This is a genomic window from Rhodohalobacter sp. 8-1 (genome assembly GCF_038150125.1).
Lineage (GTDB): Bacteria > Bacteroidota > Rhodothermia > Balneolales > Balneolaceae > SW132.
This window is the reverse complement of the sequence record NZ_JBBVMF010000010.1, coordinates 74,136-93,435: the sequence shown is the minus strand read 5'-3', so window position 1 is coordinate 93,435 and position 19,300 is coordinate 74,136. Positions and strand designations below refer to the sequence as shown.

The 19,300-nt window shown below is 45.6% G+C and carries 16 protein-coding genes; 5 read left to right on the top strand and 11 right to left on the bottom strand.

Annotated features, from left to right (window positions below):
- Positions 1-331: 331 nt before the first annotated feature.
- Positions 332-1,504 (top strand): acyltransferase family protein, encoded by a 1,173-nt coding sequence (locus AABW11_RS11755; protein ID WP_340105300.1) that lies wholly within the window; start codon positions 332-334, stop codon positions 1,502-1,504.
- Positions 1,505-1,875: 371 nt separating this feature from the next.
- On the opposite strand, the gene AABW11_RS11750 is transcribed toward AABW11_RS11755, so the two are convergent.
- Both AABW11_RS11750 and AABW11_RS11745 read right to left on the bottom strand, forming a co-directional pair.
- On the bottom strand, positions 1,876-3,249 hold the full coding sequence (locus tag AABW11_RS11750) for a sugar porter family MFS transporter (RefSeq protein ID WP_340105299.1): 1,374 nt from the start codon (positions 3,247-3,249) through the stop codon (positions 1,876-1,878).
- A gap of 318 nt (positions 3,250-3,567) precedes the next feature.
- On the bottom strand, positions 3,568-5,190 hold the full coding sequence (locus AABW11_RS11745) for a glycoside hydrolase family 32 protein (RefSeq protein WP_340105298.1): 1,623 nt from the start codon (positions 5,188-5,190) through the stop codon (positions 3,568-3,570).
- Positions 5,191-5,610: 420 nt separating this feature from the next.
- Here AABW11_RS11745 and AABW11_RS11740 point away from each other — a divergent pair, with 420 nt between their 5' ends.
- Together AABW11_RS11740 and AABW11_RS11735 are read left to right on the top strand one after the other, a co-directional pair.
- On the top strand, positions 5,611-6,894 hold the full coding sequence (locus AABW11_RS11740) for an LVIVD repeat-containing protein (protein ID WP_340105296.1): 1,284 nt from the start codon (positions 5,611-5,613) through the stop codon (positions 6,892-6,894).
- A complete protein-coding gene (locus AABW11_RS11735; protein WP_340105294.1) occupies positions 6,878-7,495 on the top strand; it encodes a hypothetical protein in 618 nt (205 codons plus the stop codon). Before AABW11_RS11740 ends, AABW11_RS11735 begins: the two co-directional genes overlap by 17 nt.
- A gap of 251 nt (positions 7,496-7,746) precedes the next feature.
- On the opposite strand, the gene AABW11_RS11730 is transcribed toward AABW11_RS11735, so the two are convergent.
- The 6 genes from AABW11_RS11730 to AABW11_RS11705 form a co-directional block, all read right to left on the bottom strand.
- Complete coding sequence (locus AABW11_RS11730; protein ID WP_340105293.1) at positions 7,747-8,640, bottom strand: DMT family transporter; 894 nt, start codon at positions 8,638-8,640, stop codon at positions 7,747-7,749.
- A 91-nt stretch (positions 8,641-8,731) separates the two neighbouring features.
- Positions 8,732-9,079 carry a hypothetical protein gene (locus AABW11_RS11725; protein ID WP_340105291.1) on the bottom strand — a complete coding sequence of 116 codons (348 nt, stop codon included), beginning with the start codon at positions 9,077-9,079 and terminating at the stop codon, positions 8,732-8,734.
- A gap of 51 nt (positions 9,080-9,130) precedes the next feature.
- Positions 9,131-9,601, bottom strand: coding sequence for a hypothetical protein (locus tag AABW11_RS11720; RefSeq protein ID WP_340105290.1), 471 nt, complete (start codon positions 9,599-9,601; stop codon positions 9,131-9,133).
- Between the two features lie 49 nt (positions 9,602-9,650).
- Entirely contained in the window at positions 9,651-9,872 is a 222-nt protein-coding gene (locus tag AABW11_RS11715) for a hypothetical protein (protein ID WP_340105289.1), read from the bottom strand.
- A gap of 37 nt (positions 9,873-9,909) precedes the next feature.
- On the bottom strand, positions 9,910-10,944 hold the full coding sequence (gene legP / locus AABW11_RS11710) for a Dot/Icm T4SS effector Zinc-dependent metalloprotease LegP (RefSeq protein WP_340105288.1): 1,035 nt from the start codon (positions 10,942-10,944) through the stop codon (positions 9,910-9,912).
- 342 nt (positions 10,945-11,286) lie between these two features.
- Positions 11,287-11,643 (bottom strand): hypothetical protein, encoded by a 357-nt coding sequence (locus AABW11_RS11705; protein WP_340105287.1) that lies wholly within the window; start codon positions 11,641-11,643, stop codon positions 11,287-11,289.
- 285 nt (positions 11,644-11,928) lie between these two features.
- Between AABW11_RS11705 and AABW11_RS11700 the strand changes: the two genes are divergently transcribed.
- Positions 11,929-12,837 (top strand): hypothetical protein, encoded by a 909-nt coding sequence (locus AABW11_RS11700; RefSeq protein ID WP_340105286.1) that lies wholly within the window; start codon positions 11,929-11,931, stop codon positions 12,835-12,837.
- 331 nt (positions 12,838-13,168) lie between these two features.
- On the opposite strand, the gene AABW11_RS11695 is transcribed toward AABW11_RS11700, so the two are convergent.
- A complete protein-coding gene (locus AABW11_RS11695) occupies positions 13,169-14,356 on the bottom strand; it encodes a serine hydrolase domain-containing protein (RefSeq protein ID WP_340105284.1) in 1,188 nt (395 codons plus the stop codon).
- Positions 14,357-14,785: 429 nt separating this feature from the next.
- Between AABW11_RS11695 and AABW11_RS11690 the strand changes: the two genes are divergently transcribed.
- Complete coding sequence (locus AABW11_RS11690) at positions 14,786-15,655, top strand: nucleotide excision repair endonuclease (protein WP_340105283.1); 870 nt, start codon at positions 14,786-14,788, stop codon at positions 15,653-15,655.
- 58 nt (positions 15,656-15,713) lie between these two features.
- Here AABW11_RS11690 and AABW11_RS11685 read toward each other — a convergent pair whose 3' ends face one another.
- Together AABW11_RS11685 and ligA are read right to left on the bottom strand one after the other, a co-directional pair.
- Positions 15,714-16,145 carry an NIPSNAP family protein gene (locus tag AABW11_RS11685; RefSeq protein ID WP_340105282.1) on the bottom strand — a complete coding sequence of 144 codons (432 nt, stop codon included), beginning with the start codon at positions 16,143-16,145 and terminating at the stop codon, positions 15,714-15,716.
- Between the two features lie 1,043 nt (positions 16,146-17,188).
- The gene (ligA, locus tag AABW11_RS11680) at positions 17,189-19,273 is read right to left on the bottom strand and encodes an NAD-dependent DNA ligase LigA (protein WP_340105281.1); all 2,085 of its coding nucleotides are present in this window, start codon (positions 19,271-19,273) and stop codon (positions 17,189-17,191) included.
- Positions 19,274-19,300 lie beyond the last annotated feature (27 nt).

Below are 19,300 nucleotides of genomic sequence, written 5' to 3'. Positions count from 1 at the left end.
GGTGCTTTTCCGGATTTCTGTCAGCGTCAGGGCCGAGTTTCAAAAAACATGGCATGGCAATTCTACTCATGAAAACGGTTCTTTCTCCCGGTCTATTTTGATCCTGATCGGTTTTTGATTTCTGATAGACATGACAGATCTCAAACTATTGGCCCAAAAACTCGTCCAATGACGGGAATTCATCGGATGACTACACTTATAATAGAGACCGCTTCCAGTTATGTTTTAATAGTGGTCATTGCTCCAAATCACTATGTTCTGATTAAGATATATGCCAATACTGTTTAAAAACATCATACTCCGATTCTTTTGATCATCAACAACCTGACTTATGCCATTCAATGAATCTCTTCGGAATATAACCAGAGGTAAACGCCTGGTCTCGCTTGATGTGTTTCGGGGTGCCACAATCGCGGCTATGATTCTGGTAAACAATCCGGGTACCTGGGCTGCCATGTATCCGCCACTTCGCCACGCGCAATGGCACGGCTGGACAATTACGGACCTTATCTTTCCGTTTTTCTTGTTTATCGTGGGAGTATCGGTAGTGCTGGCTTTTACAAAATCTCTTGAAAAAGGGGCCGGCAGAGGTGACCTGCTCCGGAAAACAGTTAAACGCTCAGCCATTATTTTTGGATTAGGACTCCTGATGATGGGGTTTCCTTACTTCACCTTCGATCCTTCATTCGATATTCACTCGAATCTATCAGGCATCAGGCTTATGGGCGTGCTCCAGCGAATTGCCATTTGCTACCTGATCGCCTCCCTGTTATTTCTCTACGTAAAGCCAAAAACAATGGCGTTTATCACAGCGGGCTTGTTGCTTGTCTATTGGGCGGTCATGATGCTTATACCCGTTCCGGGATATGGCGCCGGGATGATCGATCAGCCTCATACAAATTTATCTGCCTGGGTTGATCAGCTTCTGATTCCGGAACCTCATATTTACCGGGAAGGCCCCTATGATCCTGAAGGAATTTTGAGCACGATCCCGGCAATTGCAACGACGCTGTTGGGACTATTTGCCGGAATGATCCTGATGACGGATCGTACCATAATTGAAAAAGCTGCCAGGCTGATGCTCTGGGGATTCTTTCTTGCGGTTATCGGGTATATTTGGAACTGGTGGTTTCCCATCAACAAATCGATCTGGACCAGTTCCTACGCTATTTTCACAGCCGGCCTTGCTATGCAGTGTTTTGGAGCCTGCTACTGGCTTATTGACGTTAAGGGTTACAAACGATTTACCCGGCCATTTGTGGTCTACGGCGTGAACGCGCTGATCGTATTCTTTGTAAGCGGGCTGCTCGCCCGTACGCTGGTGATGATTCAGATACCTACTGACGAAGGTTCGATATCTCTGCAGCGTCTGATTTTCAATAATGTGTTTATGCCGCTGGCTTCGGAAGTCAACGCATCATTGCTCTACGCCATTACCTGGATCGTATTATGGTATGTCGTTTTAAGCTATATGTATAAGCGGAAGATTTTTATAAAGGTGTAAACTGTTTATAGCGTCCTACACGCCAACCCCTACCGTGGCGTGGTATAACCCATTCATTTAAGACTTCGGTTCACTTCAACAGGCCCACCACGATGCATTGCGATTCACACAACGAAAAATTTTACCCTCGCCCTTTCGGTGAAAATCAATCCGTTGATTCTATTCATCGCCTCTGAGTTTTTTTAATGAACTCTTGATCCCCGGGGTGGCTCCCGGTTCTATAAATGGATCGCGCCCCTGATGCTTTTAGGTCACTGTTTTTAAATCGATAAAGATGATTTAATCGATACGAATATTCGTTATTCGATATTCATCTGACAATCGTTCGACATTCGGCGTTCAATATTAGTAATTCGATACTTATCCCCTAATCACTCAAGTCTCTCCTCATCCACAAGTTCCTCAAGCGCTTCACGGCTGATGCCGAGCTTCACCTCCATCTCTTCCAGGGTGATGTTCTTCGTTTCGGGCATCACTTTCCATACGAAAAGCAGCTGTAGTACCATCATAAACGCAAAGAAGGAGAATATTTGTGCACCCGTAAATGCGCTGAGTACGGTGGGCGTAATGAGCGTAATGATAGCTGCAAACACCCAGTGGGTTCCGGATCCCAGCGACATCCCGTAATCGCGAATCGCATTGGGAAAGATCTCAGAAATAAATACCCAGATCACCGCTCCCTGCCCGATGGCGTGAGACGCTATGAACGCACAGACAAAAATCACAACAAACACTCCCTCTGCCCCAGAGTAAAATGCCCAGGCAACGCCGGAAAGAGATGCGATATATCCAAATGACCCGATGTACATCAGGGATTTTCGGCCGGCTCTGTCAATCAGGTACATCCCCAACAGTGTAAAAAGAAGGTTCACCACACCCAGTGATATAGAGGCGCCAAGCACATCACCTGCAGCAATCCCTGCCTGTGAAAATATTCGCGGGGCATAATAGAGTACAAAATTGATCCCCGACCATTGGTTAAAAAACGCCAGGAGAAAGGCCAGCATAATGGGAAACCGGAATCGCTTGGAGAAGAACGTGTCGGCACCGGCATCTTTAGACACTGAGTTCTTAATCTCGGTAATCATTTTTTCGATGTTCTCCTTCGGGTTGAGCTGAGAAAGCAGTGCCCGAGCTTTTTCGACTTGGTTCTCTTTGAGCAGCAGCCATCGGGGACTTTCCGGTACACCGGTAACCAGCAACAAGTAAATACCGGCCGGAACAGCCTCTACCCCGAGCATCCATCGCCAGGCATCTACTTCGAAAGCCTGCCCGATCCAGTAGTTTGAGAGATAGGCGATCAAAATTCCAAATACAATATTAAACTGGTAGAGTGCCACAAGCTTCCCGCGGTTGTGGGCCGGCGTAATTTCAGAAATGTAAACAGGTACCGCTACTGAAGAAGCCCCAACGCCCAGCCCGCCAATAAAACGCGCAATTGAAAACAGGTAAGGGCTGGTAGCAAAGGCAGAACCCAGCGCAGATAGCAGGTAAAGGACACCAATCCAAACCAGCACTTTCTTGCGGCCAAATTTATCGCTCGGTATTCCGCCAAACAGCGCCCCGATGACCGTGCCCCACAGCGCCATCGACATAATAAATGTCCCGTGAAACAGATCCGACATCTGCCAGAGCTTCTGGATCGGTTGATCAGCCCCGGAGATAACGATGGTATCAAAGCCGAAGAGAAAACCGGCTACGGCAGCAACGATACTTGAAAGTAAAATCGACTTGGTTTTAAACATTTAAAATGGGTTACTCGTGAAGATTTATGTGAGTTCGGTTAGATAGCTGTGTTTAAGGATCGGAGTTAGATTTCTAAAAAAATTAATGTATGTATGTATCTCTCACTATTAAAGAATGAGAGAAAACTGATGATCAAATACATCAGCAAGAAATCCTTGTCAACAGTCATCGGATGAGTTTTGCGGAAAATCGGATCGACTGGGGTCAATATATTATTCATGAATGACTTATCCGATGACTCGCGGTTCACACCCCTCTGTGTCTCCCCTTACCCCATCGGGATCCCTTTGGGATTAGGGGAGAATAACGACTCCGAATTAATCCCAAATAGACTCTAGCGGCCAAAAGGTCAGACCCGCAAGTGAGGCATCTCCTCCATCAGCAAAAAGGGAGACACCTGTACTTCCGGGGTCGGGAAAAATCCGGCTGGTAATGACCTGCTCTCCGCCATTGATAAACACCTCAACAGACGACCAGTCTACGAATATGTGAAGCTTAATTTTACCATCGATTAGCCTTGCCGGGGCATCCATTCGTCGCGCAAAATCTTCGCCAAAACTATCTTCGCCCGATTGCGTCCGGTCTACGAACACGGTTCCTGTCACGGCATCATAGCCGATCACCGTTTCCTGGTTTTCCGATTCACGAACATTCAGTCCCACCGATTCAGAAACAACGGGCTCCAACTCCACAATCACCTCATAGGCTTTTCCGGAAATCCCATCATCAGTAAGAAGATGATTTCCTTCTGTTAGATTCCGGCCATTAAGCTGAACGGCCTCACCCCTCAGCTGCTGAAGCTCCTCAACGGGCCGCTGGATTACTGCAATATTATCTTCAATCGTTTCAAGCTGCACCGACCGTGGAATCGACATGGCGCTTCTCCAGGGATCTGTGGGAATCTCGTTCGCATATTCCCAATTATTCATCCACCCGAGCCACAAACGACGGCCATCTTCTTCAGGTACGTTATTCCAGGAGATGGCCGCATAAAAGTCCGTGCCGTAATCAGCCCACAAAATCTCACCTTCAGAAATGGAGTCATCAGCTGTAAACGTTTGGCCATCCCAATCGCCCACAAAAAATTGTGAGCCCGATCCGCCGGCAATCGCGCCGGGATTCATATCCACGTGCAGCACCCACTTCATGTTATCCGGATCCCCGTTAACGGCCAGTGGAAACAGGTCGGGGCATTCCCAGATTCCGCTCACGGCCCCGGCCGGACCGAAATCACTCAGGTACTCCCAGTCAATCAGATTGTCTGACGAATAAAACTGCACTTTATATTGAAGCGGAAGAGCCACAACCATAATCCATTTCTGAATATCGTCGTGCCACTTCACATTGGGATCGCGAAAATCCGGATCCTCAAACTCCAGGACCGGGTTCCCCTCATATTTCTGAAACGTCTCGCCGCCATCAGTGCTGTACGCCAGCGATTGCGACTGATGTGGTCTTTCTCCGCCATATGCACTTGAATAGATTGCCACGATTGGCGCTGTGGTCCAATCGCCAAATCCTGATGTATTGTTATGATCGACCACCGCACTGCCCGAATAAATAGCCTCTTCCTCTTCTTCTCCATATGGGATAGCAACAGGCTGATGCTGCCAGTGTACCAAATCAGGGCTCGTAGCATGGTTCCAGCTCATATACCCCCACTGTTTGCCAAATGGATTATACTGATGAAACAGATGAAATGTGCCGTCATGATACACAAGGCCATTCGGATCGTTCATCCAGTTGATTTTTGGCGTGTAGTGAAACTGAGGACGATATCTCTCGTCAAACGACACTTCTTCATCCATGTGTTGATTGATACGTGATGCATCAAACGCTTCTTCCTCCTCCATATCCGAGGGACCGCATGCCATAATTAGTGACAGGCAGAATAGTAAAACAGCCGCGTGTTTTTGATATGGGATGACCGATCTGTTCATAGGATAATTTTTCTCAATTTTGATTCAACATTTCCTGCAGCGTCAAACTTAAAAATTAATTTAAAAACGCTTCCATGAATGTAGATCATCAGTCGCAAAAAAGTAAATAATTATGCGCTATAAGTTAATATGTCTCCAAACGTCTGTTTTATCATTTTTTTGATGTTGGTGGTTTGATTGACTAGCCAGCTCCTATTTTCAGCCGGCATCAAATCATAACTTTGAGAGCGATGTTCAGCAACGAATAGCTTCAGAACAAGTCATCATAGCAATATTTAAACTCATCCTGATTTTCTATAGGTACTCAGCTAAAAGCATGTGTATATCAAACAGAACGCATTCTTCAACACGTAACCTTTACCATCAACGAACTTCCCAGATATGTTATCCAACCCGATTTTCCGAAAAAGCATGATCACAATGCCTTCCCTTTTTTTTGGCATGATGATGCTTCTTTTAGTCCCTCTGTTTCTAACATCCTGTAACGATCAGCGGGTGCAGACAGTCACCTGGACCGAATATGAACCGGTCTATATGAGTGAAGCTGATTTTATGAATTCCGTATCCGTGGTACCGCCCAAAGATCTTGAGGTGCCCGGAAAGATCTATTTTTACGAAGGATTCCTGTATGTAAACGAGCGTAACGAGGGCATTCACATTATTGATAATCGTGATCCCTCAAACCCCGTTAATATTGGATTCATCACGATTCCTGCCAGCAAAGATCTCGCCGTTAAAGAGGATCTGCTCTATGCCGATTCTCATAAAGACCTGCTGGTTTTTGATATCAGCGATCTGCAGAATCCCGAACTTATTGAACGAATTGAAGATGTGTTCAATACGGCAGCAAATATTGCCCCTGGATTTACTTCGCAGCAGGTAGATCCGTCTCAGGGACTTGTGGTGGACTGGAAAGAGGTTAAACGTGAAGAAATTTGTGAAGGGAACTGTGAGTCTCATCCCCAGTGGGGCAGATCGATAGGCACAACGTTTGATTCCTTTTCAGGTGGTGCCTCATCTGAATCCGGTGGCGGAGGCGTTGGCGGCTCACTTGCCCGGTTTGCCATCAACGGCAATTATCTCTACGCTGTTGATCATACCGATTTGATCACGTTTACCATCGAAACGAACAATACAGACCAGGTGAGCCAGTCGAGTGTGGGATGGGCTATTGAAACGATTTTCCCTTACAACGACAACCTGTTTATTGGCTCGGAACGTGCGATGTATATTTACCATCTCGAAAATCCTGCAAATCCACAGCAGTTGTCCACATATTGGCATGCTACAGCCTGCGATCCTGTCGTGGTGGAAGGGGATTATGCATTCGTGACCCTGCGCCAAAGTGAACAATGTCCGCAAGCTGTGAACCGACTCGAAGTTGTGAATGTATCCGAACTTACAAACCCCTATATGGTGAATTCATACGAGATGAAGAATCCACACGGCCTCGGCATCGACGGCGGCAACCTGTTTGTGAGTGAAGGTGAGTTTGGGCTAAAAATCATGGACGCATCCAACCCGCTTGATATCAAATTGCTGCGGCATATTGAGGATATCAAAAGTTACGATGTTATCCCGTTCAACGATGTACTGATGGTGACCGGCGATGAAGGAATTATCCAATACGACTACAGCGATATCAACGATCTGAAGAAGCTAAGTACCATTCCTGTTTTTGGCGACGATGATGAGTTACTCTGATTCTAAGATAAATTTGAACCTGTCCGGTGTCGTTGCAGTCGCTTTCTTTCTGATGCTGCCATTGAGCAACGCCGTACAAATATTTGGCCAGGCATCGGCTGCGCAGCCGGCACAGGGCAAAACCGGATATTTTTTACAATCCGGTACGGATATACTGACCTCGACCGGGTCGGGTTCTGTTACTACGGCACGCATCTTCTTTGTGAACGGCTACCGGTTCACCCCGAATACTTCGGTAGGAGTTGGACTCGGGTTCACCCCCTATGATGATCCGCTGTCTCTGATTCCGTTTTTCTTTGATTTCAACTATCGGTTCAAAGAAGACGGAATTTCTCCGTTTTTGTTTGTCCGCGCCGGATATAATTTCAGTGTTAAAAACGATGAGTCATTCCTGTTGGACGATCACAAGGGCGGGTTGTTGCTTCATCCGGGAATAGGACTTGAATTTCCGCTCTCCGGTCAGTTTGACCTTTATCTGAATGCCGGCTACAGCATAGACAATTCATCCTACGAATTTGAGAGTTGGGGAAACCGGATTGTAACAAACGACCTGTCCTTCAGGCGATTGTCAATTGGCGCCGGTTTTAAAATTACGCCGTGAATATTAGATCATAGGTGGCAAAAGCTGACTTGTGGAGTCTTTACATTCCTTCTTTGAGGAAGGTGGATTGCGCAGCGCAAGCGGAGTAAGACGGTGGGTGTTCCAAATTTAAGGCATCAAAGATATCGCGAGCAAATAACCCGACCCACCCCTGACAACGCCGCTGAACGCTTTGTTGTCTGTCCCCTCTTTTAGGGGAGGTATAATTCCTATTTCCCAATAAACCCATCCATAAATTAACAAATAACCAATCACCCGCGCCGCGTCATTACAATACCTGTAACAACAATTGCCGCGCCGATATACTGCAGAGTGCTTAGTGATTCATTCAGAAGAACAATTCCAAACAGCAGGCCGAGTACCGGAACAAGATTTTGATATACGGATGTTTTTACGGGGCCCACGCTTACGATTCCATTGTTCCAGATGAGATAGGCCAGGCCGATGGAAAGCGCACCGCTATAGATCATCCCGCCCCATGCCCCCGCTGAAACAAGCTCCCATTGAGTGGTTTCGGCAGAAAGGAATGACATTCCTGTTAGTAACACCGCTCCGATCGACGTCATTATTCCTGAAAAGTGCAGGGCGCTATAGCGTCTCAAAAACCCTTTGGACAGAATAGTAAATACTGCCCATGTTATGGCCGCACAAACGATGATAAGGTCGCCCCTAAATGTGGCTGACGCCAGGCTCAAAGGATTTGCACCTCCGCTCACAATAAAAGCAACACCGGCAAAAGCCAGAACAACACCGATCGCCTTGAGGCTGGTCATTTTTTCATCGGTAAACAGGTGAGAAAAAATGGCGATCCAAATCGGGATTGTGCCCAGCATCACGGCCGCGTTTGCAGATAGGGTGAGATCAATCCCCACTATGAAAAGCCACTGATAAAGCACATTTCCAATCAGGCCTACTCCTAACAATGGCAGCCAGTCGGAGCGTGGAATGTAAACCTTTTTGTCTTTCCATAAGATGATGGACCATATCAACCCGGCTGCCAGAATGAACCGAACCGAATTGAAGCTGTAGATATCAACTTCGGAAAGGCTTGCTTTTACAACAGAAAAATTCAATGCCCAGATGATCGCAACTGTAAACAGTGTAACATCAGTAAAAGGGAGTCGCGCTTTTAGCGTAGATTTCATGCAGATGTTTTGATGAGCCGCAAATATATGCAGTTCACCTGCAGAATGGAAGAGAAACTAATGGGTTGCATGGATTGCTGTCATGCACATTTCATGAAACGTTCTTAACTCTTAGCTCATGCTTTCGGGAGGCCTCCGGGTGCACAGGGTAGCTTTGCTGAGTAACGAGGTCCCCCACCTCCACATCACCGCTGCCGGTCACATCAACATGGGCTCTCAGATTATACTTTGGATGTGAATCGTCTGACGCCTTGCAATCAAATTTAAATTCAACCTCGGTCTTTTCACCATCAGTATGAGATATATTATGCAATATTTCTCTATGTATAACATCAGCGCCTGCATCAATGCGTCCAACATCTTCAAGCGTAATAGTTGCCGTGGTATCAGAAAATGTCGGGATGCTCTTATCGATCACCAATACCCCATGAATTGTCATTAGTTGATCCGTTTTTATGGCAGGTTGAAAGTAGTTGTAATCAGAAAGATATTACTTCTTTTTCTTTCCGCCAGATCCTTTTTTTCCTTTGCTTTCTCCCGATTCTTCTCCCTCTTCATCCTCAGGTTCAGCTTCAGGAGGCCCTGGTGTCCCCGAACTACCCATTGCCCCAAAACCTGTTACATCACCGGCAACATCGGGATGGTCGCTCGGAGGAGCCGGTTCCCCGCCCGATACCCTGTCTGCAAATGCTGCAGATGATTTTGTCATTTCATCTGCAAATTCCGGCGGGCCGGCTGCAGGTTCACCTGCTGACATTTCACCGGCTTGGCCAGTATCCGCCGGTGGGACGGGGGCATCTGCCTGCATTACTGCATGTTTGCCCGCCCCCGATTTACCCGATATGCTAAAATCATCGGAGAGAGGTGGAGCGGGAACAGAATCAGCTACTCCAAGTTGTTCACTCACAACGGCGTCATCATCGGTATTCGTTATTATATTTATTACAATCTTTGAGCTCATGTTTGTCACCTTAGTTACAGAATTCCTGTTAGATCCTGATGTTTTATTTTTACCGGAGCGTAACGCGTTCTATTTGGTTAGATACGATATATACGTCCACTTTCCGTCCGTTTGCCTGAGCCGCAGATAATGCAATATGCACGTTTGTAACGCCGTCTGCTGCTCCTGTTTTAACTTTTTTCCATCCGCTGACTCCGCTAACGATGGCATAGCAATTTTGGGAATGATGCGATGTATACACACGCGCTACTGATAAGTTATTGTGCCACATAATTTTCACCTCTAATTATTTTGTTGAATGTATCTGTTTATAGGAGTTCCATTCGGTAAACGGTGTTTCCATCTGCGTACACGTTTACCTTTCTGCTGTTTGCCTTAGCTTCGCAAAAGGCGGCGAACATATTGGTGGTTCCGTTCTCGGACCCGCCCTCTATTTTTCTCCACCCCATCGAGCTGATGTAAACCCAGGCATTCCGGGAATGGTAACTTGCATAGGTTAAAGCAACAGTCATGTTTCTGTGCCAGGTTATATACATGGCGTGTACAGCGGAGATGTCGCCATTGCTTAAATTGCTGCGCTGACCAATCGATTTACCTGCAGGAATTGTCGTTATAGTAGGCTGACCATTTTTTGAAAATGCTGTCGCGTGATAGTGCATAATCGAGTTGTAATCATACGGGCCATAGTCATCGCCATCGGTTATATGCTGGTCGAAATTATGCTCTTTTCCGGTTTGGATATTATTCCAATGCACTTTGATATGCAGATCCCGATCCTCCCTGCTTTGTTCGTGCCAAAGCCCTATAGCGTGGCCAATTTCATGAATAGTGTTGCCGGTACTGCACCCCGATGCTAGTCCTACATCCTGTCTGCCACCCTGCCGCCCTACGTATGACCAGCAACCTGATGCCGGCTTAAAATAGACGTAGTCGTTATATTGCGATTGATTTGAAGAGGTTCGCTCAACAAAACGGATATTCGTATGCTGTTCCCAATGTGCAATTGCGTTTGTTACCCTACTTTTATTTGGAAGACCTGAATCGATCATGTACGGAACAAGCCCATTGGGCCAGCGATATTGATCGCCTGTGATTCCTACACCGTGAGCTATCACACCACCTGCATCTTCAACACTTACTTGTTGCGCCTCTTCGGTATGCTTTTCGATATTTTCTGCTTCACCTAAAACAATACACCCTTCAAACACGGCCAGCCCATCAACTACTGCATACTGAACTGGTTTATTTCTAAACGTATTGCCTGTAATAAGGCCTGTTCGAACATCATCACTATCTAACATACCAAATAAATAATCATCCTTGTTCTGTATTTCACCGGCCATCTCATCTACCTCCCTGTATTAATATTGATGTGTACTCATATCCGAACTCTCAGATCTTACCGGATAATTTATTTTAACTACTGAATCCTTCTGCATCCGGAGTTCAAGTGGAGATGTTATCTCTTGAGATATAAATAAGGAATCACTATTAATGATGCACTCACCAACTTTACTACCGAAAAATAGTACCTACTTTTGCCTTGCGCTGGAGATGCCGGGCAGAAATTTAATATTAATGTCAGGGGAGAAAACTGCTGAATCAGAATGTGTAAGCCTGACCAGGTGCCACCAGCAAAACCGGGGCGCCTGAATCAAAAACTTACTTTTTTGTCATTTAGCTGTTTAAAACGTCACAACCTGGTAACCATCTGCTACATATGTCCGCAAACTGGGATGGTCATCATAGTCTGCGAGGAGTTTCACATCCGTCTTTTGCACCTCATTGATCACGCCAAATGCTTTTGAGCAGAACTTACAGGCTCCTTCAATGACCGGCTTAACGGCTTCATACAGTGGATGTGCATCGTGATCGTCTTTCTCAAGCTCCGGTATGAAAGTTACACCAGCACCATCAAAGATAAGTTTCACTTCGTCATTTTCTTCGTGAAGTTCTTTTGCAAACTCCATAGCATTAACTACTCTTCCAAGCCCTTCATGTGATCCTTTTTCAGCAAAAACAACTATGGCTACTTTATTCATAATCCGATTCTATTTTATTTTATTGTTTATTTCACTTTAAAAACGGCCATATCTTACTGAGCATTCACATATTCTGTAACCAAAGTGTAACATATCCAGAGAAACTAAGGCAATCTGATTCTACATATAGATTGCTTTGCTCCGGGGAATTCACGTATATCCAAACCACACACCATGATATTTTTAATCACATTTATGTTATAATCTTTTTCTATTTTTTAATCAACCACTACCTATAGGATTACGTCAGTGGAATGAATACAGCCCGTCGTGAGTTTTTAGAACGTGGCAAATCACACAAAACTATATCAATATCTGAGTCGCGAGGCGGTCAAAGAACAGGTAGAAATCTGGACCGTCTACCTTTCCTTCGTTTTCTTTCTCACCCATCTTGCTCTGATCGCGCTTAGAAATGTATTCCCGGAACTCACCTACCTCCAGCCGCTCAGCGCAAATTACCTGTCGGCGTTATACACTCCATTTAGTATTATTCTGGTATATGAGGTTTATCTCCTGATTCTTGCCCTTCCGCTTTCATTTACCAACTCAGTTCGAAAGCAATATGAAATCATTTCTTTGATCATCATCCGAAACGTATTCAAAGACATCTCTATGTTTGACGATTTTGCCCAGCTCGCAGAGCAGCAGGAGGTCATTATCAGGCTCGCATCGGATCTTGGCAGCGGGCTTTTACTTTTCTTTTTGGTTGGAGTTTTCCATCAGGTTAGCCTGAAACGAAAGAAATTTTCATTCTTGACTGATGAGCAAATTCGCCGGTTCGTATACCTGAAAGAGCGCGTGGCTTTACTGCTTCTCTTTATCTTTTTCGGACTAACCCTCTTTTCGATATACGACTTTATAAACGAAACATACAGGCTGATCGCTTTTGAAGAGACATTTAGTATCGATCTCGGCGTCATCTTTTTTGTGGAGTTTTATACCATCATGATTTTCTCTGATGTATTCATTTTCATTGCATCGTTTATGTTCAGCCAAACGTATTCACGGCTGCTCCGAAATGCAGGATTTGTTTGCTCAACCGTTATCCTCAGGATTTCTCTTTCGGTAGAATCCGAACTCAGCGGCTGGATTGCGGCCATAGCTGCCGTAACAGGAATTCTATCACAGCTAATTTACGTCTACTTTATAAGGCTTGAAGAAGAGTTCAAAGAGATTGAGGAGCAGTCGGAATAAAGATTTTTGTATGATTCAGAAGAAGAGCGTCAGCAGATACGTAAGATATAAAGCCTCCAAATGTCCGCAAACCACTAAAGACTATTACGCCCTTCACATAACCAACATAAAATCGCTGCTGATTTCAAAGAACTGCGACTGTCTTACTGATCTATGAGCCTCATCAACGAGTCTTTCCACTCTGCTTTCGTAGAGATGGTAACAAGGGGTGAGTCCGAATATGGATTTCGAAGCCCAAAGAAAAAACTCATATCAGGCCAATTCTAAAAATCATAGTTCTTTCAGAATTCAAAGGAAGCGGGTCGGCGACCCGCTCTACGTTGAGCCAATCTCACTCCTCCATCGCATCGTAAACCATTTCCACAAAATTCCCAAGTTTCGAACTGTCGAGCCAGCGGGTGACAATAACCAGATCATTTTCATCGTCAACCACAATATAATTGCCGCCAAATCCCGCGGCATAGTACAAATGCACGGGAACATCGCCCCAGTCGGTGTCACCTTGCAGCGTCCACCACATATATCCATAATCAGGATTGGGCTCAGACGGCGCCCGCGCCATTCCGATCCATTCCTCTGATATGATTTGATCACCATTCCACGCCCCGTTTCGTGCAAACAAAAGCCCAAACCGTGCCTGATCGAGCGTGTTGATAAACATACCGCCCCCGTTATGCCCTCCGCCACTCACGCTCTGAACTTTCATGCCATCGATTTCCGTCCAGGATTGATCATACCCGTACCATCGCCATGTTCTCGAAGCACCAATTGGATCCATAATCTCATTTCGAAGTACGACCGGCAGCGGTTCACGCCACACATGCAGCAGTGAGTAAGCCAGCACATTTACTCTTACATCGTTATACTTAAAGTGGGTGCCCGGCTCATGAAGCTCCCGGCCGCGCATGTCATCAATATCAAGCCCGAGCGGGGGACGATCGCCCCAGTCCTCAATTCCAAAAAGTGTGCCGTACCAGTCGGATGTCTGATTTAGAAGATGCTCCCATGTAATCTTTGAATTATGTTCACCGTCGAATGTACGATCCCAGACATACTGATTTACCCTGTCGGTTACATACCGGATTAGGTTACGATCAAATGCCAGCCCCGCCACGGTTGAAAGGTAACTTTTCGTAACGCTGAACGTCATGTCCACACGCTCGAGATCACCCCAGCTTGCAGCGATATATCCATCTTTCAGTATGACTCCAGCCGGTCCGCCCCGCTCTTTTACAGGGCCGCTAATCTCGTGATACGGCTCGCGGCTGAATGCTTTCAGGATCGCAATTCGCAGATCACGTTCCACGCTGTTTTCGTTATTCAGCGCAAACTGAACGGCCTCATTCATCGCTTCGGAATTTAAACCGAGCTCTTCAGCGGAACGCTCCTCCCACGCTTCTCCCTGTGGCGGATAATATATCTGCTTGGCTTTAGCGGGGGCAAAACCGCCTGTTCCTATAAAAATGAATACCAGCAGAAAAATCGCAGTTCGGATGGGGTATCTAAGAAGTTGTCTCATCTGTTTCTGTAATTAGGTTAAAAATCTCCTACAATCGTTTGAATAATAGATTAACATATATCAGAGAGGAAAAATGTATATGATACGTGACTCCCATTAATATAAGAATCTCATCAAAACCTTCATGTTCATTATCCGACTTGAAAATGATGTGATTTCGCTCCTCAATCATTTATACATTAATATATTTTGGAAATCTATAAGAATAGCAAATCATGCATAAAGACTATCATTACTTATACATCATAATTTTGATTTGTTCTGAATAGGTCAATCTCCGTATGTTACGAATGACATTAAGTAAAAGCAGTATATCTCACCGATCCCAAAGCCCCCCAATCAGCTCATTCCTATCAATAACTCTCAGTTCTTTGCATGACATAATGTTGTCGCACCTGTTGGTTAATCTTCCCCTCAAAAAAGATAGTTATGCGAAACGAAACACTTACTCTCATCACAGCCAAACCACTGCTTGAAGAGCGTCTCGGCACTGATCAATTTTCAACACTTACGACAAGGCCAGGCATCTACAGGTTTTACGATGACAGTGATAACTTGCTTTACGTAGGCAAAGCAAAGAATTTGAGAACCCGCCTGTTCAGCTACAAACGCGCCAAACCGGGACAGGTATCACGGAAAGTGTCACGCCTCATTGGCCGTATTGCGCGACTTGAAATCGAGGAAACTGACTCTGAACAAAACGCCCTGCTGCTCGAAAACCGATGGATACGCAAAGAACGCCCACCATTCAATCACGCCAACAAACAAACCGAAGCCTACTATTTTATCTATTTTAAGCCGGGGAAAGAATTTTTGGAGTTTCGGCTGTCAATGCGGATACACGATGAGACAGATGCTAATGACTGGTATGGATCATTTAAAGGGCATGCTCCTGTTCGCCGATCGCTGGGCTGCTTGCTTCAGCTCATGTGGATGGCAGAGTACGGTATCCAGTCGCCTCATCACTTGCCCGTTCAGCTTACGCGTCGTCTTACGCCAATGCGATACCAACTATTGTTAAAACCCAACTCAGCAGCACTTAAATACAATATTGATGACGCTGTTTGTAAGTGGTTTCTTGGCGACTCATGTGACATCCTTGACTATGTATCCGTCCGGATAGAAAACGGCCGGAACAAGCTCACGCCGTTCCAAACCCGCTTTCTTGAAGACCGGCTCCATCACCTGAAGTCATTTTACGACAGAACGCTTCAGCGATACCGTCATCTTCGGGGAGACCGCCGGATTATCGCGCAGGATGAACTTGACGACCTGGTGGTAAAAGCTGGCTTTAAATAATAGTTCAATTGATAATATTTATCAATGAACTCATTTTTGAAATTTCTGATCAGCTACATCAGGGTGAATAAGGCGTTTTATTCATGAAAATAGATTCCACACGTTGCACAATCGGCCCGTCTTCACGTGATGTTTCATACACGTTCTGCCACTCCGGATCGGACAAAAAACCCTCCCAGCTTTGCTCCGCGGCTTCACGGCTTTCGTGAGACAAAAGATAAATAAGGGTGTTATCCTTTAAATCCGGTGTTTCAGGTGACCAATACATGACATTAGTCATACCGTGCTTTTCAAATAGATCCATCGTGTGTTTTTCAAAGCGGTTATGGAGATCACTGAGTTTACCCTCGTGGGTTGTATATGTGCGCAACTCGTAAATAACGGTTTCAGTTTCGGAAGCCTGGGACTCTGCCCCGTCAGCACCGGAGCATCCTGTTAACAGACATGAGAGTGTGATTGCAAAAAGAAATAGGGTAAGCTTAATTTTCATTGAATTACCTTTTGTTGGTGATTGACATTACCACTTAAAATAGAAGATCTATTTACAGAATCACCTACTATTTTCAATGATTTTAATAGGATTTTCTTTTTTCGAAAGTCAAATTTATGCAAGGCTACCTTCCCAACGCTGTCAGATCTATTAGATGCTGACAGGTTGAGGAATTTAGACCTGACAGCATTTCCGCGCCTTTTGCGGACTTCTGTCAGCGTCGAGGTGGAACTGGAACTACAACATTTCCAAAAGACATAGCATGTCTCTTCAACTTCGTCACACAGTACTAATTTTTTGCATGTTCTACTGGAAAGTTTGTGGTTTGAAAGCAAAATTTGTGAACATGCGCTCTGTACATGATTAAATAATAATTCAAATAGTAAGCCATTGCTTTTGCAGATCCTTCTCTGCGCCATCAACTACAATGGCCTGCTCAGGATGACACGTTCATGGTATAAAAAGCGGGCGGCGTGGGTTCAGTCGTAGCTTTTAACTCGATATTTTCTCACGCCGCCCTCCGTCCTTGCCGAATTATGGTCATTCTGAATAAACCGGTGATTTTCCGGTTTATAAAGAATCTGTAAAAGCAATACATGTTGCCCTATAGAATAACACAAATGATTGGTGTTGCGTACTTATTGATCCAACTGACTTGAGGAGACTGTATGAGAAGCCGTACATCGGATATTTTTATATACCTGCAAACTTTCCGGTAGAACCTTTTTTGCATGTTCCGACTCAGAACCCTAATTGGAGTACATGAGACATGCAATGTCTCTCCCTGCACGACAATTACCCTGGACCATCAACGTGGTCAGGTTGAGTAATCCAGACCTGGCAGAGTGCCGACTGGCAAGGAGGTTCCTGCCAGAGTCTCGGATGGCTTAACAAAAGACATGGCATGTCTCTTCAACCTCAGCACACAGAACTAATTTTTTGCAGGTTCCGACTCAGAACCCTGATTGGAGTAGAACAGACATGCAATGTCTCTCCCTGCACGACAATTACCCTCGACCATCAACGTGGTCAGGTTGATGATCCTACTTCAGGCTGCCAACTTTCTCTTCAAGAAGCTCCTTAAATTCCTCTTCGTCTAAAATATCCACCCCTTCGTCACGTGCATCATCCAGTTTAGATCCTGCGCCGGGACCCGCAACCACATAATCGGTATTGCCGCTGACACTGGACGCTGCACGGGCACCATAGCGCTCGACAAGTTCCTTAACCTCATCCCGGGGCCAGCTATCCAGGTTACCCGTGAATACAAACGTAAGGCCATCCAACGGCTGTTCTTTTTGCTGAAACAGTGGATTATCGAGTGTAAGCCCCGCATCAAACATTAGGTCAATATCCTTGAATGCATCCTCATTAGAGAAAAAAGATTCGACCGCTTGCGCCACCTCGGGCCCTATCTCTTCAATCTCACGAAGATCCTCCGCAGAAATTTCTCTCAGGTCATCAACAGACTTAAATTTTTTAGCCAACACCCTTGCCATATGCTGGCCAATATGCGGAATGCCCAGTGCATAAAGAAACTGATGGAGGTCGGCTTTTTTACTTTCATCTATTTCTGATAAAATGTTTTGAGCTGCTTTCTCGGCAACATCATCCAGCTGCCTGAGATCTTCTTCAGTGAGATTAAAAATGTCGCTCAGCTTTTCAATCAGGCCTTTATTATAGAGCTGTTCAATACGGCGTTCTCCCAGCCCTTCAACATCCATGGCATCGGTTCCTACAAAATATTGCAGCCGTTCTTTGGCTTGGGCCTCGCATTGAGGATTGGGACAGTGAGCCTGTTTTTTATCCTCACTTAGAACTACATCTGCCCCGCAGACCGGGCATTGCTCCGGCATGTGATGCTTCTTTTCGGAACCGTCGCGCTTGTCTGTTATCGGTTTTACAACGTACGGAATGACATCGCCTGCACGTTCAACCAGAACTGTATCACCACTTCTGATATCCTTCTGTTCTATTTCGCTTTGATTGTGAAGCGATGCCCGGCGGATTTCAACCCCGCCGATATGAACCGGCTCCAGAATTGCGATAGGCGTTAATTTTCCTGTCCGGCCCACCTGAACAGTAATCTCTTTGATCTCTGTAGTTGACCGTCGCGGCGGAAATTTACAAGCTATCGCCCAGCGGGGATTACGGGTCCGGGTTCCAAGATCGTCCTGCTGATCAATCCGGTTCACCTTTACCACCATTCCATCAAATTCATACGGCATCTCTTCGCGTTGTTCTTCGAACTCTTCAAACCGATCAAGAATCTCTTCAGCTGTGCTGCACTCAAACTCGTAGTCTAAATTGGCTCGCAGTCCCAGTTTAGGTAACATTTTCAGGGCTTCTAAATGGGTATCGAATTCAAGACCGTCTGCTTCGGCGATTTGATAGAAAAAAATATGAAGAGGCCGTTCGGCTGTTATATTTGGATCAAGCTGGCGCAATGAGCCCGCCGCAGCATTCCGGGGATTAGCAAACGTTTTCTCGCCCTCTTTTTCGCGGCGGTTATTCAGCTCTTCAAACTCTTCTTTTAGCATAAATACCTCACCGCGAACCACTAGTCTTTCAGGTATATCGGTCGAATCGGATGACACCAGTTTCAGTGGCACTTCACCTAATGTTTTAAGGTTTGACGTAATGTTTTCACCGGTGCGACCGTCACCGCGCGTCATTCCCTGTACGAATGTACCCTCTTCATAAATAAGCTCTACAGCCAATCCGTCATATTTTGGTTCGCAGACAAAAGTTATATCGCCTGAAACTTCCTCTTTGCAGTTATCCACAAAATTGGCCACCTCGTCATCTTCACGAACAGATTTAAGGCTTAACATGGGGGTGGGGTGATCCACGAGGCCGAGCTCATCCTTCGGCTCTCCGCCTACTTTTTGGGTGGGCGAATCTTCCGTAACAATGTCCGGATACTCTTCTTCGAGTTTTTTTAGATTATCAAATAGATCATCATACTCGGCATCAGAAATGACCGGATCGTCTTCAACATAATACCGGTAGTTATGATACCGAATGGCATCGCGAAGTTTTTCGGCTGCATCCCGGGCGTCTGACTTACTCTCTATTTCGTTCGGGTTGACCTCAGGCTGAAACTCTTTTTCATCTTTGTCCGGCATGATTCTTCGGGTTTAAGGTTAGATTCA